Origin of the sequence: Tessaracoccus flavescens (assembly GCF_001998865.1) — a bacterium.
GTDB classification, from domain to species: Bacteria; Actinomycetota; Actinomycetes; order Propionibacteriales; family Propionibacteriaceae; genus Arachnia; species Arachnia flavescens.
Genome location: NZ_CP019607.1, coordinates 621,935 through 642,092, shown reverse-complemented (window position 1 = coordinate 642,092; position 20,158 = coordinate 621,935). Strand labels below are relative to the sequence as shown.

Annotated in this window: 18 protein-coding genes and 3 pseudogenes; 14 read left to right on the top strand and 7 right to left on the bottom strand. The window is 68.3% G+C overall.

Annotation, left to right across the window (positions count from 1 at the left end):
* Positions 1-713: 713 nt before the first annotated feature.
* Positions 714-1,670, bottom strand: coding sequence for a glutathione S-transferase family protein (locus BW733_RS03120; protein WP_077347820.1), 957 nt, complete (start codon positions 1,668-1,670; stop codon positions 714-716).
* Between the two features lie 292 nt (positions 1,671-1,962).
* On the opposite strand from BW733_RS03120, the gene BW733_RS18815 reads away from it, so the two are divergent.
* From BW733_RS18815 to BW733_RS18805, 4 genes and pseudogenes are all read left to right on the top strand, one after another.
* Positions 1,963-2,250 (top strand): hypothetical protein, encoded by a 288-nt coding sequence (locus tag BW733_RS18815; RefSeq protein WP_202970270.1) that lies wholly within the window; start codon positions 1,963-1,965, stop codon positions 2,248-2,250.
* Complete coding sequence (locus BW733_RS18810) at positions 2,217-3,242, top strand: ABC transporter ATP-binding protein (RefSeq protein ID WP_202970269.1); 1,026 nt, start codon at positions 2,217-2,219, stop codon at positions 3,240-3,242. The genes BW733_RS18815 and BW733_RS18810 overlap by 34 nt, the downstream gene beginning before the upstream one ends.
* Positions 3,243-3,434: 192 nt before the next feature.
* A pseudogene (locus BW733_RS19205) lies at positions 3,435-3,527 on the top strand (hypothetical protein); the annotation flags it as partial.
* A 33-nt stretch (positions 3,528-3,560) separates the two neighbouring features.
* A complete protein-coding gene (locus BW733_RS18805; RefSeq protein WP_237268278.1) occupies positions 3,561-3,962 on the top strand; it encodes a P-loop NTPase family protein in 402 nt (133 codons plus the stop codon).
* 2 nt (positions 3,963-3,964) lie between these two features.
* Here the strand turns inward: BW733_RS18805 and BW733_RS03110 are convergent, their stop codons facing one another.
* From BW733_RS03110 to BW733_RS03100, 3 genes are read right to left on the bottom strand one after another with little or no spacing between them, the layout of a single operon-like run.
* A complete protein-coding gene (locus BW733_RS03110; RefSeq protein WP_077347818.1) occupies positions 3,965-4,816 on the bottom strand; it encodes a hypothetical protein in 852 nt (283 codons plus the stop codon).
* Positions 4,813-5,814, bottom strand: coding sequence for a hypothetical protein (locus BW733_RS03105; RefSeq protein WP_077347816.1), 1,002 nt, complete (start codon positions 5,812-5,814; stop codon positions 4,813-4,815). The genes BW733_RS03110 and BW733_RS03105 overlap by 4 nt, the downstream gene beginning before the upstream one ends.
* Positions 5,815-5,824: 10 nt before the next feature.
* Positions 5,825-7,576 (bottom strand): DEAD/DEAH box helicase, encoded by a 1,752-nt coding sequence (locus BW733_RS03100; RefSeq protein WP_077347814.1) that lies wholly within the window; start codon positions 7,574-7,576, stop codon positions 5,825-5,827.
* A gap of 327 nt (positions 7,577-7,903) precedes the next feature.
* On the opposite strand from BW733_RS03100, the gene BW733_RS03095 reads away from it, so the two are divergent.
* Together BW733_RS03095 and BW733_RS18465 are read left to right on the top strand one after the other, a co-directional pair.
* Positions 7,904-8,431 (top strand): NUDIX hydrolase, encoded by a 528-nt coding sequence (locus tag BW733_RS03095; RefSeq protein WP_077347812.1) that lies wholly within the window; start codon positions 7,904-7,906, stop codon positions 8,429-8,431.
* A gap of 67 nt (positions 8,432-8,498) precedes the next feature.
* Positions 8,499-9,068 carry a sugar-binding domain-containing protein gene (locus BW733_RS18465; protein ID WP_169836068.1) on the top strand — a complete coding sequence of 190 codons (570 nt, stop codon included), beginning with the start codon at positions 8,499-8,501 and terminating at the stop codon, positions 9,066-9,068.
* Here the strand turns inward: BW733_RS18465 and BW733_RS18460 are convergent.
* Positions 8,968-9,717: a TRAP transporter substrate-binding protein gene (locus BW733_RS18460; RefSeq protein ID WP_237268365.1), complete on the bottom strand. Its 750-nt coding sequence runs from the start codon at positions 9,715-9,717 to the stop codon at positions 8,968-8,970. The genes BW733_RS18465 and BW733_RS18460 overlap by 101 nt on opposite strands.
* A gap of 237 nt (positions 9,718-9,954) precedes the next feature.
* Here BW733_RS18460 and BW733_RS03080 point away from each other — a divergent pair, with 237 nt between their 5' ends.
* Both BW733_RS03080 and BW733_RS03075 read left to right on the top strand, forming a co-directional pair.
* Positions 9,955-11,205: an ISL3 family transposase gene (locus BW733_RS03080; RefSeq protein WP_202970268.1), complete on the top strand. Its 1,251-nt coding sequence runs from the start codon at positions 9,955-9,957 to the stop codon at positions 11,203-11,205.
* The gene (locus BW733_RS03075) at positions 11,202-11,597 is read left to right on the top strand and encodes a transposase (protein WP_077347806.1); all 396 of its coding nucleotides are present in this window, start codon (positions 11,202-11,204) and stop codon (positions 11,595-11,597) included. The genes BW733_RS03080 and BW733_RS03075 overlap by 4 nt, the downstream gene beginning before the upstream one ends.
* Before the next feature lie 76 nt (positions 11,598-11,673).
* Here the strand turns inward: BW733_RS03075 and BW733_RS03070 are convergent, their stop codons facing one another.
* Together BW733_RS03070 and BW733_RS03065 are read right to left on the bottom strand one after the other, a co-directional pair.
* A complete protein-coding gene (locus BW733_RS03070; protein WP_077347803.1) occupies positions 11,674-12,189 on the bottom strand; it encodes an Imm26 family immunity protein in 516 nt (171 codons plus the stop codon).
* Between the two features lie 15 nt (positions 12,190-12,204).
* Positions 12,205-13,974 carry an RHS repeat-associated core domain-containing protein gene (locus tag BW733_RS03065; protein ID WP_161490115.1) on the bottom strand — a complete coding sequence of 590 codons (1,770 nt, stop codon included), beginning with the start codon at positions 13,972-13,974 and terminating at the stop codon, positions 12,205-12,207.
* A 31-nt stretch (positions 13,975-14,005) separates the two neighbouring features.
* Between BW733_RS03065 and BW733_RS19990 the strand changes: the two are divergent.
* The 6 genes and pseudogenes from BW733_RS19990 to BW733_RS03045 form a co-directional block, all read left to right on the top strand.
* Positions 14,006-15,463, top strand: a pseudogene (locus BW733_RS19990) (glycoside hydrolase family 2 TIM barrel-domain containing protein); the annotation flags it as partial.
* A gap of 70 nt (positions 15,464-15,533) precedes the next feature.
* Positions 15,534-15,653: pseudogene (locus BW733_RS19985) on the top strand (beta-galactosidase small subunit-related protein); the annotation flags it as partial.
* Entirely contained in the window at positions 15,634-16,005 is a 372-nt protein-coding gene (locus tag BW733_RS19980) for a beta-galactosidase small subunit-related protein (protein ID WP_418361341.1), read from the top strand. The pseudogene BW733_RS19985 and the gene BW733_RS19980, both read left to right, overlap by 20 nt.
* Positions 16,006-16,236: 231 nt before the next feature.
* The gene (pflB, locus tag BW733_RS03055; protein WP_077347797.1) at positions 16,237-18,507 is read left to right on the top strand and encodes a formate C-acetyltransferase; all 2,271 of its coding nucleotides are present in this window, start codon (positions 16,237-16,239) and stop codon (positions 18,505-18,507) included.
* Position 18,508: 1 nt separating this feature from the next.
* Positions 18,509-19,375: a pyruvate formate-lyase-activating protein gene (gene pflA, locus BW733_RS03050; RefSeq protein WP_237268277.1), complete on the top strand. Its 867-nt coding sequence runs from the start codon at positions 18,509-18,511 to the stop codon at positions 19,373-19,375.
* Between the two features lie 54 nt (positions 19,376-19,429).
* The gene (locus tag BW733_RS03045) at positions 19,430-20,113 is read left to right on the top strand and encodes a hypothetical protein (protein WP_077347795.1); all 684 of its coding nucleotides are present in this window, start codon (positions 19,430-19,432) and stop codon (positions 20,111-20,113) included.
* Positions 20,114-20,158: the final 45 nt, after the last annotated feature.

The window sequence follows — 20,158 nt, the reverse complement described above, 5'->3', positions numbered from 1 at the left end:
AGGGGGTAGTCGCCGCCGGCCGTGCGGTAGCTGTGCTTCGCAGAGGGGCGGAGCCGGGCGCGCAGCAGCGGTGCGACCGCCGCGATCGTCATCAGGGCAACGGTGCAGAACACCTTCATGGCGTCGCTCAGGCCGCTGAGCAGGACAAGGGCGATCACGGCGAGCATCGCGAGCGCGAACAGCGAGGTCGCCAGCATCACCGTGAGCCTGTGGCGCACCTGCATGGCTCCCGCAGGCAGCGCGAAGGCCCTGACCGGTCTGGACGGGCACTCGAGCACGGCGAGATCGCCCACCTCGGTCGCCATCGGGCGCCCGTTCAGGTACTCGGGATCGGCCTTGTCCGCCCGGCTGAGCCGCACCTTGCCTGCCCCGAGCACCTCAAGGACGGTGATGGAGCCGTCCTCCGACTCGATCACGACCGGCGAGGTCAGCTCAGCGAGCGTGGTCGCGAAGCGCACGGGGCTGAGGTCAAGGGGTGGGGGAGTCGATGCCACCGTGCCCAGAATACGGGCTCAGCGGGGCCCGCCCAGCCCCGGTGGTTTTCGTGCAGCACCGCTGTTGGGGGCCTGTGGACCTTCCTATGTGCGCGAAACCGGGTCACGAAGAGCGCCGAGCAGAGCGACCCACCAGGCATCCCAGCCACGAATGCCTTTCCTTCAAAGAGCCGCACCGGTGCCTCGGTCGAGACGAGCGTCCGGGCCGGTATGGAGGGGTCAGCCACGGCCGGAGGGTGTGGTCCAGCCGCTCAGGTCGGGGCCGAGGGGGACGATGCCGAGCGGGTTCAGATCGGTGTGCACCTTGTAGTAGTGGTCCTTGATCTGCTGGAAGTCGACATTGTCGCCGAAGCCGGGCGTCTGGAACAGGTCCCGGGCGTATCCCCACAGGTTCGGCATCTCGGTCAGCTTGTTGCGGTTGCACTTGAAGTGGCCGTGGTAGACCGGATCGAAGCGCACGAGGGTGGTGAACAGCCGCACGTCCGCCTCGGTGATCTTGTCTCCCATCAGGTAGCGGCTGTCGGCGAGCCGCTCCTCGAGCCAGTCGAGTGCGGTGAAGAGGCGCTCGTAGGCGGCGTCGTAGGCCTCCTGGGAACCCGCGAAGCCGCACCGGTAGACGCCGTTGTTGACCTCCGTGTAGATGCGCTCCATGACGGCCTCCATCTCTTCGCGCCTGTCCTCGGGCCAGAGGTCGGGGGCGCCGTCCTTGTGGAAGTCCTTCCACTCGAAGAAGAGGTCCTTGGTGATCTGTGGGAAGTCGTTGGTGACGACCTCGCCGGTGGTCTCGTCGACGAGGGCCGGGACCGTGATGCCCCGGGAGTAGTCGGGGAAGCGCTTGAGGTAGGCGTCCTTCAGCTTCGGGATGCCGAGCACGGGGTCGACGCCGCCGGGGTCGAGGTCGAACGTCCACGAGTCGGCGTCGTGGGTGGGACCTGGGTTGCCCATCGAGATGACGTCCTGCAGGCCGAGCAGGTCACGGTCGATGATCGCGCGGTTGGCCCAGGGGCAGGCGTACGCGGCGACCAGCCGGTACCTGCCCGGTTCCACGGGGTAGTCGTCGCTGCCCGGTGCGGGATCCTTGACGATCCTGGTGGGGATGTAGCGGGAGTCGCGGTCGAACTCCTCGCCCTTGACGGAGTAGACGCCGCCCTTGCCGTGTTTTTCGTTCTCGCTCATGCCCCAACGCTAGTCGCTCGCCGGGACGGGCGTGCCCCGTGTCGATGGCCCTGCGCGCACCGATCAGCGACGCGACGGCCGGGTCGACGACGGGGAGGTAGTTCAGGGCGAGCGAGGCCAGCAGTTGCGCGGCCGACCTGCCGGCCGCTTCCCGCTCTCCCGGATGCTCTGCCGCGAGGGCGGTCTCGGCCGCCTTCCACGCGATGTCTGGCTGGCCGGAGTGCTCATCGGCCAAGGGCTGCGCCGGGTGGGTCCGCCCCCGCGGTCTGCGGCTGGTCACTAACCTGAGCCCATGTCTGTTGGAGGAGGCGGCGGAGGCCGCGGTTTCAGGGGTGTTGACGAGGCGGCGCAGCGGAGGCTGAACGCGGAGGCGCCGCAGATCAAGGATCTCGGCAAGCGCATCGTGGCGCTGTTCAGGCCCTACCTCGGCAAGATCGTGGTCACCGGCCTGATCGTGGTGCTCGGCGCGGCGATCGCCGTCGTGCCTCCACTGATCGTGCAGCGGGCTTCGACGACGCGCTGTTCCCGGTCGATGGCGGGCCCGACATGGGTCTGCTCGTCCGCCTCGTGGTGGCCATGATCGCCCTCTACCTCCTGTCCTCGGCGCTCGGGGTGCTGCAGACGTGGCTTACCTCGACTGTCGGCAACCGGGTCACAGGCGATCTGCGGGTCAAGCTGTTCGAGCATCTTCAGGCGATGGAACTCGGCTTCTTCACCAGGACGAAGACCGGCGTGATCCAGTCACGACTGCACAACGATGTCGGGGCCGTCTCTGGCGTGCTAACCAACACCGTCACCAGCATCCTCGGCAACGTCGTGACCGTGATCTCCGCGCTCGTCGCGATGATCCTGATCGACTGGCGGTTGACGCCGATCGCCTTGGTCCTGATGCCCATCCTGGTGTTCATCCAGCGCCGCGTCGGGCAGGTGCGCGCACGGATCGCGACACAGACCCAGGAGTCGCTCTCCGAGTTGACCTCGATCACGCAGGAGACGCTGAGCGTCTCCGGCATCCTGCTGTCGAAGGCGTTCAACCGGCAGCGCACCGAGTCGGCCAGATACCAGAAGGAGAACTCCAACCAGATCGCCCTCCAGGTCCGACGCGCGATGAGCGGCCAGGGGTTCTTCGCCGTCGTGCAGGTGATCACGGCCAGCATTCCTGCGGTGATCTATCTCGTGGCCGGCTACCTCGTCACCGGCGGAGCCGACACCATCACGGCAGGCACGATCGTGGCCTTCACCACGGTGCAGGCCCGGCTGCTGCAGCCGCTGATGGGCCTGATGCGGGTCGCGCTCGACCTGCAGACCTCCGGCGCCACCTTCGCCCGCATCTTCGAGTACCTGGACATGACCCCCGCGATCTCCGACGCACCGGATGCGATCAGCGTCGAACAGGGACCCGGCCCGCCCGGACGGATCGCTTTCCGCGACGTGTGTTGCCGGTACCCGGACGCCGCTCCCGACACGAGGCCGACGCTCACCTTCGTCGCCGAGCCGGGGCAGAACGTGGCCTTCGTCGGCCCGTCCGGGGCGGGCAAGTCGACGGTGCTCTACCTCGCACCGCGGCTCTGAGGCAACCGCCGGCGTGGTCGAGTTCGCGGGCACCGATGTGCGGCGGCTCACCCAGGAGTCGATCATCGACCACGTGGGCATCGTCTCGCAGGAGACGTACCTGTTCCACGCCACGATCCGGGAGAACCTGCTCTACGCCAAGCCGGACGCCACCCAGGAGGACATCGAGGCCGCGCGTGCACCGCCGCCAACATCCACCACATCATCTCGAGCTTCGAGCAGGGCTACGACACGGTCGTCGGTGAGCGCGGCTACCGCCTCTCCGGCGGAGAGAAGCAGCGCATCGCCATCGCCCGGGTCCTCCTCAAAGACCCGCCGGTGCTGCTGCTCGACGAGGCGACCAGCGCCCTCGACACCGTGTCCGAGCGCGTCGTCCAGGAGGCGCTCGACAACGTCGCCGAGGGCCGAACCACGCTCAGCATCGCGCACCGCCTGTCCACCGTCGTCAACGCCGACGTGATCCACGTCATCGAGGCCGGCCACATCGTGGAGTCGGGCACCCATGCCGAGCTGCTCGCCCTCGGCGGCCTGTACGCGAGCCTCGCGGCACAGCAGATGGAGGCGGCGAAGATCGAGGGGGTCGAGCCGCAGGCCTACCCGGAGCGGCGCGCGGACAAGGCGCCCACCCCCGAGGTCGCAGACACGCTCGCGCCAGCCGTCGCGGGTCCCGCCGCCTTCGCCTCGCTGATGGCCTCCGCAGAGGGGACCTGGATCGGCTGAGCTCAGCGCTCCAGCTGTCCACGACCGACGTCGGGCAGGTAGTACAGCGCGAGCGATCCGAGGATCCGCACCACCTGGGCGTTTGCCGCCGCGCGCTCCGCCTCCGTGGCGGCGCCCGCGGCGAGCCGCGCGGCCCCCGCCGCACGCCTGGCGTCGTCGCGGGCCGTGACCGGCAGGTGCCCGAGCCCGAGGGTCTCTGCGTTGGCCCTTGCCGCGTCGAAGGTCACCCGGACAAGACCCGCCCTGCGCGTGAGCTCCGCATCGGTGGTCTGGTCGGTCGCGTCGGAGAACAGTGTGAGGGCGGTCTCGAACCGGCTCGTGAGGGGGACCGCCGAGTCGAAGAGCGCTGAGTTTTCGATCCGGTAGGCGACATCGCTCAGCATCCGGCCGTAGAGCGCCCGGACGTCGGCCACGCGGGCCAGCGCCGCATCACGGGCCGCGTCGGGGGAAGGGAGGCGTGCGACCAGTTCGCCGGGGGTGAGGTGCTCCCCGCTCTCGAGCAGGATCCGTGGGCCGGTGACGCCCCAGCGCCACTCGGCCGCGAGGAAGGCGCGCTCCAGGCGGAGGTCGCGTTCGAGGGCCAGCGACGCCAGGGTGGAGAAGTCGGCAACGGTGCGCACCCGCCGACGCGGGATCGGACCGGAGTTGCGCCAGGTGATCACGGAGCGCGCCCGGCGGACCTGGCCGAAGACGCTGACCTCGTCGACCTGCGTCGTCGCGGCGAGGATGTCGGCGCCGGCGATCCCGATGGCGAGGCCGCCGGTGTAGTCGCTGACTGGCGCATCCAGGCCGAGCGGTCGCAGTCCCTGGAGCGAAAGCCGATCGTCCCGGGGAGACGGCGCCGACCCGCTCATCGCGGCTCGATCATCCGGCGCGGCGCGATCAACCCAGGGGCGTCGGCGTCGATGCCTGGCAGGTAGTACAGGGCAAGGGAGGAGAGCAACTCGGCCGCCTTTGCTGCCGCGGCGGTCCTCTCCTCCCGCGTTCTCGCCGACAGCGCGGTGCGGGCCGCGCTCTGCGCTCTGCGCGCCGTCGGCCGGGCCGTCTGCGGAAGGTGGTCGAAGCCCAGCTCCTCGGCGCTTCTCCGCGCGGCCTCGAAGGCATCCTCCACCTCCGTGGCCAACTCGTCGGCCGCAGGCGAGCCCGGCGCCCAGGCGAGCAGGGCGAGCTCGAGCCGCTCCGTCGCCGGGTGAGCCGGATCGAAGAGAGCCGAGTTGCCGATCTGGTAGACGATGTCGTCGCGCAGATCGGCGAGACGGTCCCGGACGAGCCCCACCCTGTCCGACGGGGTGGGGCCGGCGGACGCGAGTGCCTCCGCGTCGGGCAGCAGGGGGCGCACCCGACTCGGCAGAAGTTCGCGCCCGGCCTCGTCGACGGCGGTCGCAGGGATCTGCACGCCGCTGCGGGTCACCCGCCTGCGGGCCCCGAGAGCCAAGGGGACCAACCCCGTCAGGAAGACGAGCAGCAGCGGAATCGGTGACTGCGCGGCGACAGCCAACGCCATCGGGACGACCAGGCCGATCCACCAGAGGTCCCGCAGCACCGGGTTTGCGCCCATCGGCCAGCGCAGGCCGGGGACCAGCGCGGCGACGCCGGCGGAGATGTCGGCGTGGGAGAGCAGCACCTCCGCGAGCGTCAGGTCGGCCGGGACCGTCACCGAGACGATGCTCGGCAGAGGGGTGCGGGTGGCGGTGTCGCTGATCGTCACGAGGAGTCGCTTGGAGGCGAGCCTGCGGTTCACCTGGACGTAGGCGAGGGTCTCTGCGCCGTCCGGGCCCCTGCCGGTCACGGCGAACCGGCACCCGACCAGTTCCGACAGCCGTGCGCTGAGCGGGACGGGCGGCCAGGTCATGGCGCCGATGCTAGCTGCGCAGCCAGCCGCGCATGGTCTGGACGCGCTCGTCGACCTCCTTCTGGCTCGCCTGGGCGAGCTTGGGGCCGCCGCACTCGCGGCGCAGGTCGGCGTGCACGTGCGAATGGGGAATCCCCTTCAGCCGCGCGTACTGGGCGACGAGTGAGTTGAGTTCCTTGCGCTTCGAGGCGAGCGCGCGGTGCAGCGCCACCTCCGGCTCCGCTTTGCGGTCCTGGCGCTCGCGCCGCTTCAGTTGACGGCGCTGACGGTCGGCGAGCAGGGCGCTGACCTGGGCCGGTTCGAGCAGGCCTGGCAGGCCCAGGTAGTCGGCCTCGTCCTGTGAGGTCGGCTCGGCGTGCATGCCGAACTGCTGCGAATCGAACAGCACGTGGTCGAAGGTGGCCTGCGACTCGAGGGCCTCGAACTCGCCGAGCAGATCGTCGGAGGCGGACTCCGAGCGGTTCGCCTGCTCCATCAGCGCCTCGGTCTCGGCCCAGATGTCCGTCTCGTCGCTCTTCGGGCGACCGAGCACGTGGTCGCGCTGGCGCTCGATCGTGGCGGCGTGGGCGAGCAGCACCGGCACCGTCGGCAGGAAGACCGTTGCCACCTCGCCCTTGCGGCGGCTCCGCACGAACCGCCCGACGGCCTGGGCGAAGAACAGCGGGGTCGACGTCGCCGTCGCATAGACGCCCACCGCCAGCCGGGGGACGTCGACGCCCTCGGAGACCATGCGCACGGCCACCATCCACCGGTCCTCAGACGCGGAGAATTCGTCGATCCTGCCGCTGGCCTTCGAGTCGTCGGAGAGCACGACGCACGGCTTCGTCCCGGTGAGTTCGGTCAGCAGCCTCGCATAGGCGCGGGCGGTGGTCTGGTTGGTCGCGATGACCAGCCCTCCCGCATCGGGGATGTGGCGGCGCACCTCGGTCAGTCGGCGGTCTGCGGCCCGCAGCACGGCGCCGACCCATTCGCCCTGCGGGGCCAGCGCGGTGCGCCAGGCGGCGGAGGTGAGGTCCTTCGTCATCGGAACGCCAAGGTCGGCGGCCAACTCGTCGCCCGACTTCGTGCGCCAGCGCATCGGGCCGCCGTAGTTCATGAACAGCACAGGACGCACCACGTGGTCGGCCAGCGCCTCGGAGTAGCCGTAGGTGTAGTCGGCGCGCGACTGCTTCACCCCGGGTGCCAGCTCGTCGTAGGCGACGAAGGGGATCGGGTTGTCGTCGGAGCGGAACGGGGTTCCGGTCAGGGAGAGCCGACGCTTGGCGTTGGTGAAGGCGTACTGGACCGCCTCGCCCCAGCTCTTCGAGTCGCCTGCGTGGTGGATCTCGTCGAAGATCACGAGCACGTCCTTCGAGACGCACAGCGCCTCATAGACGTAGGAGCGGGCGGCGACGCCCGCGTAGGTGATGGCCGAGCCGTCGTACTCCTTCGACCTGCCCTTCCTCGATGAGCCTCCTGTCCCGGGGTCGAGCTGGATCCCGACGCGGGCGGCCGCATCTGCCCACTGCACCTTCAGATGCTCGGTGGGGGTGACCACGACGATCCGGCGCACCTCCCGCCTCTGCAGCAGCATCAGCGCGACGCGCAGGGCGAAGGTCGTCTTGCCTGCCCCGGGCGTCGCGACGCACAGGAAGTCGCGCGGCTGGTCACGCTCGTACTGAGAGATCGCCTCCTGCTGCCATGCGCGCAGCGAGGAAGCCGTCCCCCACGCTGCGCGTTGGGGGAAGGCCGGGGAGAGGTTTTCCAGAGCGGACGAAGACATCGGTGCGCCACTCTAGTCAGCCGGGGGCCAAATCCCAAGGCTGTGATTCGCCACCCGGCGACGATCGGGCCCGCTGGTGACAGCCGGACGCAGGCCGCTGCCACAGCAAGCAGCAGGGCACCCGGAAGGATGAGGCCGAGGGTCTGGAACAGCGACGAGGCGGCGAAGGCCCGCTGCAGGCTCACGAGCGAGTTCCAGCCCACCCACCAGACGATCAGGTAGCCGATCGACGCCGCGATGACAGCGAGCAGAATGGACAGGAGGTGCTTCACGGGTCCCCCTCATGACTGGTGGTTGCAGGATAGACGGCGTCGGTAGCATCGACTCGTGACCTCGTTCGACTTGCCCGGGGCCGACTGGGAGGTCGGCGAGGACGGCGTGCCCTGGCGTCGCGCGGCCCGCGTGCTCCTCTTCAGTGCCGACGGCAGGCTGCTGCTGGCCACCTCGCACGACCTGCACGACCTCTCAAGGTCGTGGTGGTTCACCCTCGGCGGCGGCATCGAGGCAGGCGAGGACGCCCGCACGGCTGCGGTGCGGGAGGTCGAGGAGGAGACCGGAATCGAGCTGGACCCGGACGCGCTGCTCGGACCGGTGGCCACCCGCAGCGCGCTGCTCGACTTCGCCTCCGGAACCGTCCGCCAGGAGGAGGAGTACTACTTCGCCCGCCTGGAAGGCTATGTGCGGCTCGACCGGTCCCGCTGGACCGAGCTCGAGCGGGCCTCCATGGACGGTCTGCGCTGGTTGGGACTCGACGAACTGTCCGCCGTCGACGTCGAGGTCTTTCCGCCCGAGCTTCCCGAGCTCGCGACAAGGCTGCTGCGTGGCTGGGACGGTGAGCTCCACATCCTCGCCTGACCCGCCCTGTGACCGGTTCCCGGGGCCGTCGCTAGGATGGCCGGACGCCCAGCCCGATGGAGGAAATGTGTCGGAGATCACCTCGTTCGCACCCGGATCCGGTCGCCGCGTGAGGCCCCGCTCCCGGCTCGCCTCCGACGCCGTCGAATACGACCTGAGCGGGACCTGGCGGTTCGCCTTCTCACCGCGACCGGAGCTCGCGCCGCAGGGCGCCGAACAGATCGGCTTCGACGACTCCGGCTGGGACACCATCACGGTGCCGAGCCACTGGGTGCTGCAGGGACGCGAGGACTGGGGCTCCCCGATCTACACCAACATCAACTACCCGTTCCCCGTCGAGCCGCCTTTCGTGCCCGACGACAATCCCACCGGCGACTACCGGATCGACTTCGACCTGCCCTCCGACTTCGGCGAGCGGGTGTTCCTGCGCTTCGATGGTGTCGAGTCGCTGGCCATCGTCCACCTCAACGGCGTCCAGGTCGGCATCGTGCGGGGAAGCAGGCTCGCCCAGGAACTCGACGTGACCGACGAGGCGGTCACGGGGCGCAACGTGCTGCACGTGCGGGTGCACCAGTGGTCCGCGGCCACCTACGTGGAGGATCAGGACCAGTGGTGGCTGCCCGGCATCTTTCCGTGAGGTCACCGTCGTGTCCCGGCCGGCCGACGGCATCGATGACATCTGGCTGCGCGCCGACTACGACGCGGCAACCGGGACCGGGTGGCTGCTGCCCGAGATCCGCGCCGGACGCTTCGCCTATCCGGTGACCGTCCGGGTTCCGGAGCTCGGCCGCCGCCAGCACCTGCGCCTTCTGATCCTCATCCAGCCGACCCATGAAAGCGGTCGAGCAGACAAAGGCCACCGGCCCGAACAGGTGCCGGGTCAGGGTGTAATTGCCCGCGACCTCGTTGAACTTGTTGGCCTGAACCAGTGCTGCGCTGTGTTCCAGCCCGTCCAGAACGCCGGTTTCCATCGCCGTATAGATCTCGCCAAAGGCCATCGGCGTGGCATTGGCGCCCATGGCGTTGATGGTCTGGACATAGGTGTCGGTCGGGATGGTGCGGATCTTCAGGCCCTTCAAGTCATCGGCGCTGGCGACCGGGGCCTTGGTGGCGACGTTGCGATAGCCCCAGCTGTCCAGCCAGGCCACCACCTCGAACCCGGCTTCGCGCAGGCCGTCGGCCAGCTGATCGCCGACCGCGCCGTCCAGCACGCGATGAACATGGTCGTAATCGGCCCACAGATAGGGCAGATCGACCACCCCCAGCCTTGCGTCGAAATTCCCCAGAATGGCGGTGCCCGAGATGGCGCAATCCGGCTCTTCAACCTTGAGGTGGGGGTGAGCGCGACACGCCAGAGCACGGGGTGAGGGTGGTTGGGGGTCGAGGCCTTCAGGATCGGAAGCGTCTCTTCAACCTGACCGGAAGGCCTCGACGTGTCCGAGCCTACGGGGTGCTGCTGCGCTTCCACGACCCCTTCGTACTGTGACCATTGCGACCTGCTGGTCGGCCTGGACGGCTTGCACGTGGTCGACGTCGACAAGACCGGCCATGGAGTGCTCGTGGTCACGATGGAGTCCGCGCCGACGGTGATGGGCTGCCCGACGTGTGGGGTGGTCGCTGAGAGTCGCGGCCGACGCACGACCACGCTGGTGGACATCCCGTGTTTCGCCCGGCCGACCCGGCTGCGGTGGCGCAAACGCACGTGGCGGTGCCTGGAGCCGGCGTGCCCGACCAGGGTGTTCACCGAGCAGGACGAGCAGATAGCCCGCCCGCGCGGGCTGTTGACCACCCGGGCGTGCCGGTGGGTGATCGAGCAGGTCCGCCGCGAGCACGCCTCCATCCACGGACTCGCGCGGCAGCTGGGGGTGGCGTGGAAGACGGTATGGGGCTCGATCCAACCCATCCTGGCGACGCTGGCCGACGACGAGGCCCGGTTCGCCGGCGTGACCACCCTCGGGGTGGACGAACACCTGTGGCACCACGTGAGTCCCCGCAAGCGCGGCCCGAAGGAACTCACCGGCATGGTCGACCTGACCCGTGACAAGGACGGACGCGTGCGAGCCCGGCTGCTCGACCTCGTACCCGGCCGCTCCGGGACCGTGTACAAGACATGGCTCGACCAACGCGGCACGGCGTTCAAGGCTGGGGTCGAGGTCGCCACCCTGGACCCGTTCCGCGGCTACAAGAACGCCATCGACGACAAGCTCGCCGACGCCACCGCCGTCCTTGATGCGTTTCATGTGGTCGCTCTGGCCAGCCGGGCCGTCGATGAGGTCCGCCGCCGCGTGCAGCAGGAGATCCACGGCCACCGGGGTCGTTCCGGCGACCCGCTCTACGGGATCCGTAACATCCTGCGTTGCGCGGCCGAACGGCTCACAGACAAGCAACACGCCCGCCTCGCCGCGGCGATCGCCGCCGACGAGCGCCACGACGCCGTCCACGTCGCCTGGCAGTGCGCCCAGAAGGTTCGAGCCGCCTACGCCCACCCCGACCCAGCCAAGGGCCGCCAGATTGCCGAGCAAGTCGTCGACGGGTTCCCCTCCTGCCCGATCCCCGAGATCGCCCGACTCGGCCGCACCCTCAGACAGTGGAAAGACGCCTTCCTGGCCTACTTCGACACCGGCCGCGCATCCAATGGCGGCACCGAGAGCATCAACGGGCTCATCGAGCTCCACCGACGCATCGCCAGAGGCTTCCGCAACCGAGACAACTACCGGCTACGCATGCTCCTCATCGGCGGCGGACTCACCCCGCCACCCCCACCGGAAGTGTGAAGAGCCGCCAAGCCAAAGTTCTCACCGATGATCGGCATGTCGCGTTTCAGATCACCTGGATCGTCTACCAGACAGTGATCGACGCCTACCAAGCCGACCAGCCGGCCGAGGGGAAGACGATCATGACCCGGGTCATCGACCAGCTCAAGACCGGTGTCCCCGTCGGCCTCGACGAACTCAGGTCGCTGGGCCAGACCCTCCAGCGACGCCGAGATGACATCCTCGCGTTCTTCGACCACCCCGGCACCTCGAACGGTCCCACCGAGGCCATCAACGGCCTCCTGGAACACCTCCGCGGCACCGCAAGAGGGTTCCGCAACATCGTCAACTACATCGCCCGCTGCCTACTCGACGCCGGCGGATTCAGACCCCTCATCCACTCACTTCTGTGAAGAGCCGCAAAAGGGGGTCGGAAGGCAGATGCCGTGCTGCCAATCGGAGTTGCCCCCCAACAGTGTTTCGGTGAGGCTAGAGGCCTTGCTGCTCCATGTTCCAGACGATCATGTCCGTGATCTCGTCCGCATATTGCGGCAGCACCGATGCGACTTTCCAACTGCCGACATCCTTGTCGGCAACCGGTCCGAGGATCTCACGATCATCGTTGAGCGTGAAATACCGCCAAGTCCCAGCCCCGGTGCCGCGGAAGAACGGAATATCATAAAGGTCAGACGGATAATATTCGGGATCCTTGTGGATCACCTTCCATGGCCGTTTGCGGTTAGGGCCTTCGATCTCGCCAATCAAAACCCCGACCGGCCCGAACAAGCGCCCTGATTGCAGAATTTCTGGTGCGAACTCGGGCGTCTTACGACGCGCGCGGAAAAACTCGGCGATGGTTGCACCATCCTTGGCGTTCATCAATCGCCCAAAGGCATAAGTCCCATCCGGCAGCGGCACAGCGAAGACGCTACCCGCCTCCACTCCTTTGAACTTGCGTCCGAACCAATCATAGCCATTGCGCGCGGTTCGTCTTCCGTCTTGCATGGGATCACCCCTCGATCACTTACACGTACTGGTGGTCGTGGCCATCCGGTCGCGTTCCTGTATGTAGGCCTTGTTGAACGCTTTGGCACGCTTATCATCGCCAGACAGAACCCGGTCCTGATTGTACGAGTTGACACGGTTGGCTTCAAGACCGGGACCATAGCGTTTGCCATTGGCTTCATCGTACCAGCCGCCGCGTTGCGACGTGTCGAGACTTCCCTTGCCATCATTGACGTTTTCAATGTGATATTGCTCGGCACCGCGCGCCTCGGCGTAGGTATCGACGCGGGTGATCTCGTAATGTCGCAGGCCACGGTAATATCTGCCGGAATCTTTATGTTCTTGCATGCGGGTATGATAGCGGTCCGTTTCGGTCTGTCCGACATAGACGGTGCGGATCAGGTTACCGCTCTTGTCGAACTCACCCAAACCATAGACGGTGTAACCGTTGCCTCCCGCGCCCTTGTAATCCAACTCAACCAACCCAAACGGGTCGATGCCCGACAGCGGGTCAGTCGGGTAGGCGTAAATATTGGTGCCGCCCAGAAGGCCCAGCGGGTCCTGGTTCAGATAGATCCCCGCCGCTGGGTCGTAATGGCGGAAGCGGTTGTAATGCAGGCCGGTTTCGGCGTCGTGATACTGGCCCTGGAAGCGCAGGTTCTGCTCGACCCGCCCGATCAGCATCCGGTCGACGCGACCCCAGGCCTTCAGCGCAACCTGCCAGACCAGCTCTCCGTTGTCGTTCGACAGCTCCTGCGGGGTGCCCAGATGATCCAGCCAATAGATCAGCACCCGCGCCTCCTCCTCGGCCGAATGGCGGCGGATCTGGGCGGCGGGGCGGAAGCTGCCCGGCTCGTGGACATAGACAATGGCCAGCGGGTCGATGGCGCCGTCATGATTGCCGCGCCCTTCGGCCAGCAGGACGGGACCATCCCACAGGAACCAGATGGTGTCATCACGGACCAGCTCGGCGCTGCTGTCGATGCCGGGGGCGGTCGGGGTGTTGGCGGCCTCGATCGTCTCGCGGTGGGCTTTGCTGACGCGCCGGCCAAGCGCGTCATAGGCGAAGCGGGTCAGGCGGCGGGTGCGGCCACGGGTCTCGTGGACCTCGATCAGGCGGTTGTCGTCATTATAGACATAGCGGAACTGATGCGCCCCGCCCTGCCCGCGCCGCATGGCGATGCGGTTGCCGGCATCGTCGTAGTCGTAATGGCAATCGCCGCGCATCCGCAGCAGGCCATGTTCGACCGAGGCATCGCGCGGATTGTCCACGCCGACCAGCACCGTGCTGGCGGGATCGAAGGCGAACCGCTCCTCGTGATCGGCCGAGGCGGCGCTGCGCAGCCGGTCACGCTCGTCATAGCGGAAGGCGAATTCGCCGCGGGTGGCATCCTCGATCGAGGTGATGTTCGACACGCTGTCATAGTTGTAGCCGCGCGCGAAGACCTGCTCGCGCGTGGTGGTGCGATAAGCCGCCTGACGCCGGATCCGGCCTTGCGGGTCATAATCGGTCTGCCGCGCGAGGGTGCCCGCCTGCCGGTGCAGCTCGCGCCCAAGCCGGTCGCGGCGGATGTCCAGAATCTGCCGGTCGCCGTAATGAATGGCATCCAGCGCGTTGTTGCGGTCATGGCCATAGCGGATGAAGCGGCCATCGGGCAGCACGCTGGTCAGCCGCATACCGCGTTCGGAATAGCTGTGCAGCAGCTCGGCCCCGTCCTGATGTTCGGACAGCACCCGGCCGACCGGATCATGGGTATAGCGGAAGCTGCGGCTGCGCGGCGTCAACCGGCACGAGTACGACCCAGACAACGGTCGCGTGTTCAACGTCGAGTCGGTGCGCGCGCAGCTGCACCTGATGAAGCGCAACAACATCAACGCCATCCGCACCTCGCACTACCCACCGCATCCGCTGTTCTTCGACCTGACCGACGAGCTCGGGTTCTGGGTGATCGACGAGTGCGACCTGGAGACCCATGGGTTCGAGTTCGCGGGCTGGGTCGAGAACCCCACCGACGACCCGCGCTGGCGCGATGCGCTGCTCGATCGGATCGAGCGCACGGTCGAGCGCGACAAGAACCACCCGTCGATCATCGCCTGGTCGCTCGGCAACGAATCCTGGACCGGCCAGAACGCGGCCGCCATGGCCGCGTGGGTGCACCGCCGCGACCCCGAACGACCGGTGCACTTCGAGCCTGACTTCGAGGGCCGCTACACCGACATCGTCTCGCGCATGTACGCGCCCGTGGAGGAGATGGAGGACATGTCCGCGGGCACCGGCGACAACACGTGGGCCTCGCCCGGCCGCAACGCCGAGCTGGCGAAGCGCCCCATGATCCTCTGTGAGTACGCGCACGCGATGGGCAACGGCGCGGGCACGCTCGCCGACTACGAGCGCCGCTTCGACAGCCTGCCCCAGTGGCACGGCGGTTTCGTGTGGGAATGGCGCGACCACGGCCTGCGCAGGACCACCGAAGACGGCAGGCAGTTCTACGCCTACGGTGGAGACTTCGGCGAGGAGATCCACGACGGGTCCTTCGTCTGCGACGGCATGGTCCTCTCGGACGGCACCCCCACGCCGATGCTCGCCGAGTTCGCCGCCGTCACCACCCCGATCAAGCTCACCGCTGACGCAGGGAAGGTCACGATCGAGAACCGGCGGCACGACGGCGACACCTCCGACCTGCGCTTCACCTGGCACGACGAGCTCCACGGCCGCCGGATCGGCACCGGCGACCTGTCTGTGCCCGACCTGGAGCCAGGGGAGAGCTGCACCGTCTCGCTTCCCGGGTTCGAGCCGCGCGAGGGCGAACTGTGGCGCACCGTCGAGGCCGTCACCGTCGCCGCCACCCCCTGGGCGGAAGAGGGCCACGTCGTCAGCCGCACGCAGGTCCACCTCGCCGACGGTGCGACCTGCCCGTCGGTGGCGACCGCGGACGAGGCTCCGGCACTCGACGGGGCGACGATCGTCTTCGGCACCGCCCGCTTCGACGCCCGCACCGGCGACCTGACCGAGCTCGACGGGCGTCAGGTCAGCGGCCCGCGCCTCGAGCTGTGGCGCGCTCCCACCGAGAACGACTCGCTCGGGTCGTTCCCCGCCTATGTCGACGCCGAGCCGGACGCGACCCGTGGAAGGGGTGCCCCGGCGCCGTCGTCGGCCGAGCAGTGGCGCGCACACGGGCTTGACCGGCTGCATCGGCGAGTGCTCGCCGTCAACGCGGAGCCGGGCCGGCTCGTCGTGCGACACCGCTACGCCCCGGCCGCCTCCCGCGAGGCCGTCCTTGTCGAGCTGACCTGGACGCTCCGCGCAGTTGCGCTCCACCTCGAGGCGACAGCCGACCCGACCCATGGGGTGGAAGGGGACATGGCCGCGGATCGGACTCCACTTCGAGCTCCCGGCAGACCTCGGGCGGGTCGAATGGTTCGGCACAGGGCCGGAGGAGAACTATGCCGACTCCCGCGCGGCGGCCCGGGTCGGACGCTTCGAGTCCGACGTGGACGACCTGGTCGTCGACTACGCCAGTCCCCCAGGAGAGCGGGCATCGGGCCGAGCTTGGGGAGCTGCTGCTCCCCGGCCTCGCGGTCACAGCGACGAGGAGGGCGGGGAAGCTGCCGGGGTTCGCGCTGCGGGCCCACGACGTGGCCGAGGTCACGGCGGCGGCGCACCCGTACGAGCTGCCCCGCTCGACGGCCACCCACCTGTACCTGGACGCTCAGCAGCACGGACTCGGCTCGCGTTCCTGCGGGCCCGACGTGCGGCCCGAGTACCAGCGGCGTCCCCGAGCGGCCGCCTGGTCGCTCACCTTCGCTGCGCGGTGACGCCGCGTCAGCCGTCGTGAGGGGCGTCACGGCGGCGCCGCGGGCGCGGATCGCTCATCGTCATTGAGCGCAACCTTGACGGCGGGCCCGGTGGTAAATCCTGCCTCCTACAAGGGGTAGTATTAAGCCCACAGCGACGTACCGTAACGCCAGGTCGGCCACCTCCGGGAGGTGGGTATCCGGGCGGTCGTTCGGCACGCCCTCATACAGACACCTCTGCTCAGGAGCGATATGACGGCCTCGGCCCCCACCCGCGAATCCATCGTGCCCGAAGACCCGTGGGGAGGTTTCGTCCCCGGCGCATGGCGCGTGACCATCGACGTGCGTGACTTCATCCTCACCAACTTCACCCCCTACGAAGGCGATGCCGCCTTCCTTGCCGGCCCGACCGCACGCACCCTCAACGTCTGGGACACGCTGCAGCGCGACTACCTCAGCGTCGAGCGCGCCAAGCGCGTCTACGACGTCGAGACGAAGATCCCCGCCGACGTCGACGCCTTCCCCGCCGGCTACATCTGCGAGGACGACAACGTGATCGTCGGCCTCCAGACCGACACCCCGCTGAAGCGTCCGATGATGCCTGCAGGCGGCTGGCGCATGGTCGAGACCGCCACCCGCGAGGCGGGACTCGAGCCCGATGCGCAGATCAAGGAGATCTTCACCCGCTATCGCAAGACCCACAACGAGGCCGTCTTCGACATCTACACTCCCCGCATCCGGGCCGCCCGCAGCTCCCACCTGATCACCGGTCTGCCCGACGCCTACGGTCGCGGGCGCATCATCGGCGACTACCGCCGCGTCGCCCTCTACGGCGTCGACCGGCTGATCGAAGCCAAGCAGGCGGACAAGGACTCCGTCGCCGACCAGCCGTTCAGCGAGAACTGGGCCCGCTACCGCGAGGAACATTCCGAGCAGATCAAGGCGCTGAAGAAGCTCAAGAACCTCGGAGAGAGCTACGGCTTCGACCTCGGCCGCCCCGCTGCCGACTTCCACGAGGCGGTCCAGTGGACCTACCTCGCCTACCTCGCCTCGGTCAAGAGCCAGGACGGTGCAGCCATGAGCATCGGCCGCCTCTCCGGCTTCTTCGACGTCTACGCCGAGCGTGACCTGGCCGCGGGGACGCTCACCGAGTCCGGCGCCCAGGAGATCATCGACGCGCTTGTCACGAAGCTGCGTATCGTGCGCTTCCTGCGCACCATCGACTACGACCAGATCTTCTCTGGCGACCCCTACTGGGCCACCTGGTCCGACGGCGGGTTCGCCAACGACGGGCGCACCCTCGTCACCAAGACGTCGTTCCGCCTGCTGCAGACCCTGCGCAACCTCGGCCCGGCGCCCGAGCCGAACATCACCATCTACTGGGACCCCGCGCTGCCTGCCGGGTACAAGGAGTTCTGCTCGCTGATCTCGATCGAAACCTCCGCGATCCAGTACGAGTCCGACGCAGAGATCCGCAGCCACTGGGGCGACGACACGGCCATCGCCTGCTGCGTCTCGCCCATGGCGGTCGGCAAGCAGATGCAGTTCTTCGGGGCGCGGCTCAACTCCGCGAAGGCGCTGCTGTACGCCATCAACGGTGGCCGCGACGAGATGTCTGGCAGGCAGATCGTCGAAGGCTACGCCCCGCTCACGGGTGACCAGCCGCTCGACTTCGACACCGTCTGGGCCGCCTACGACAAGATGCTGACCTGGGCGGTCGAGACCTACGTCGAGGCGCTCAACATCATCCACTACAGCCATGACCGCTACGCCTACGAGGCGATGGAGATGGCTCTGCACGACGACGAGATCGTGCGCACCATGGGCTGCGGCATCGCAGGCCTCTCGATCGTGGCCGACTCACTCTCCGCCATCCGCTACGCCACCGTCACCCCAGTGCGCGACGAGTCCGGCCTCGTGATCGACTACATCACCGAGGGCGACTTCCCGAAGTACGGCAACGACGACGACCGGGCAGACGAGCTGGCGAAGCTCGTCGTGTCCACCGTGATGGACAAGATCCGCGGCATCAGGCTGTACCGCGACGCCGTCCCGACCCAGTCCGTGCTGACGATCACCTCCAACGTCGTCTACGGCAAGGCCACCGGCTCGTTCCCCTCCGGACACGCGGCGGGCACCCCGTTCGCGCCCGGCGCCAACCCGGCCAACGGTGCAGACACCCACGGCATGCTCGCCTCCATGATGAGCGTGGGAAAGCTCTCCTACGACGACGCCCTCGACGGCATCTCGCTCACCAACACGATCACCCCCACCGCGCTCGGTCGCACCGAGCAGGAGCGGATCGACAACCTGGTCGGCATCCTCGACGCGGGCATGGCGGAGGGGCTCTACCACGCCAACATCAACGTGCTGAACCGCGAGACGCTGATCGACGCCATGGAACACCCGGAGAACTACCCGCAGCTCACGATCCGCGTCAGCGGCTACGCGGTCAACTTCGTGAAGCTGACCCGCGAGCAGCAGCTCGACGTCCTCTCCCGGACCTTCCACGAGGCCCTCTGACGTGAGCGAGGCGCTGCTGGACGTCCCGGGGCGGTGCTCCGGGTCGTCCACCCCTCCCGCCACGAGGGCGACCATGCTCGGCGGCATCCCCGTCGCCGAGGGCCTCGGTCGCTCCGAGCTGCTGGCCGCGCAGCGCCTGGGTGAGATCGGGTCGGTCCACTCCTGGGAGCTCGTCACGGCCGTCGACGGTCCGGGAACCCGGATGACGACCTTCCTTGCCGGGTGCCCGCTGCGCTGTCTCTACTGCCACAACCCGGACACGATGTCCGCCAACCGTGGAGTCCCCGTGAGAGCCGAGGACCTGCTGGCAAGGATCCGTCGTTACCGCGGCGTCTTCCTGGCCACTAAGGGAGGCATCACCCTCTCCGGCGGAGAGGTGCTGCAGCAGCCGGCGTTCGCGGCCCGGATCCTGCGCGGTGCCCGGGCGATGGGCATCCACACCGCGATCGACACCTCCGGGTTCCTCGGGCGCAACGCGAGCGACGAACTGCTCGCGGACGTGGACCTCGTCCTGCTGGATGTGAAGTCGGGCGATCCGGAGACCTACCGGAGGGTCACCGGCCGCGACCTCGCGCCCACCCTCGAGTTCGCGCACCGGCTTGATGCGCTCGGCATCGCGACGTGGATCCGCTTCGTGCTCGTCCCGGGCCTGACCGACGACCCCGCAAACGTCGCGCTCGTGGCCGACCACGCGGCGGGCCTGGGCAACGTCGAACGGGTCGAGGTGCTGCCCTTCCATCAGATGGGCCAGGACAAGTGGGCGGAGATCGGGATGCGTTACGAACTCGCAGACACCCGGCCCCCGGAAGCCGACGCCGTCGAGGCGGTCCGGGAGATCTTCCGTTCCCGCAGCCTGCTGACCTACTGACGGATCCGGCCGCCAGGCGGTTACAGTGTGCCAAGCGTCGATCGAGGAGGGCACATGACCTATCCGCCGCAGTCCGGTGGCTTCAACCCGCAGGGGGGAGGCTACCCACAGGCGCAGCAGCCCCACGGGGGCTACGGTCAGCCCGGCCAGCAGCCGGGCGGGTACAACCCGCAGCAGGGTTACGGCCAGCCCGGCCCCCAGAACGGTGCGTACACCCAGCAGCAGGGTGGCTACAACCAGCAGCAGTTCAATCAGCCACCCAAGAGCAGCCTCTGGCAGTGGATCGCCGTTGCGGTGCTCGGGGTCGTCGTGATCGGCGTGCTCGTGTGGCTCTTCGCCCCTGGGATCTTCGGCGGAGGCCAGTACGCGGGTAAGGAGGTCCCGGCGCTCCCGTCGAGCTTCGGCGGCTGGTCGAAGACCGAACCCTCCGAGGACGATCTCGGCATCAGCTTCGGCGACACCTACGAGAAGGGCGGCGACTCCGTCACCGCCATGCGGGTCGAGGCCGATCCGGACGACATGCCCGACCCCACGGCAGTCCCGAGCGACTTCGAGGGCATGGACGTGCCGGAGCCCAGGAAGGTCGGCGCCGGCATGACGTGCACGGACGTCGAGTACTCGGGCATCATCTCGACCTCCTGTTTCGCCGTCTACGAGAACGGTGCCGTCATGTTCAGCTCGGAGACGCCGGGGCCAGCCGAGGCGGCGCTCAAGGACTTCGTCGCGGCAACGAAGTAGTCACACCGACCTGGGGGGCCCGTTCCGAGGGGAACGGGCCCCTCG

Excerpts from the sequence above, each read along its gene's own strand:
- BW733_RS03120 (WP_077347820.1), bottom strand. The coding sequence starts at position 1,670 with ATGAGCGAGAACGAAAAACACGGCAAGGGCGGCGTCTACTCCGTCAAG.
- BW733_RS18815 (WP_202970270.1), top strand. The coding sequence starts at position 1,963 with ATGTCTGTTGGAGGAGGCGGCGGAGGCCGCGGTTTCAGGGGTGTTGAC.
- BW733_RS18810 (WP_202970269.1), top strand. The coding sequence starts at position 2,217 with ATGGGTCTGCTCGTCCGCCTCGTGGTGGCCATGATCGCCCTCTACCTC.
- BW733_RS03110 (WP_077347818.1), bottom strand. The coding sequence starts at position 4,816 with ATGAGCGGGTCGGCGCCGTCTCCCCGGGACGATCGGCTTTCGCTCCAG.
- BW733_RS03105 (WP_077347816.1), bottom strand. The coding sequence starts at position 5,814 with ATGACCTGGCCGCCCGTCCCGCTCAGCGCACGGCTGTCGGAACTGGTC.
- BW733_RS03100 (WP_077347814.1), bottom strand. The coding sequence starts at position 7,576 with ATGTCTTCGTCCGCTCTGGAAAACCTCTCCCCGGCCTTCCCCCAACGC.
- BW733_RS03070 (WP_077347803.1), bottom strand. The coding sequence starts at position 12,189 with ATGCAAGACGGAAGACGAACCGCGCGCAATGGCTATGATTGGTTCGGA.
- BW733_RS19980 (WP_418361341.1), top strand. The coding sequence starts at position 15,634 with ATGCCGACTCCCGCGCGGCGGCCCGGGTCGGACGCTTCGAGTCCGACG.
- pflB (WP_077347797.1), top strand. The coding sequence starts at position 16,237 with ATGACGGCCTCGGCCCCCACCCGCGAATCCATCGTGCCCGAAGACCCG.
- BW733_RS03045 (WP_077347795.1), top strand. The coding sequence starts at position 19,430 with ATGACCTATCCGCCGCAGTCCGGTGGCTTCAACCCGCAGGGGGGAGGC.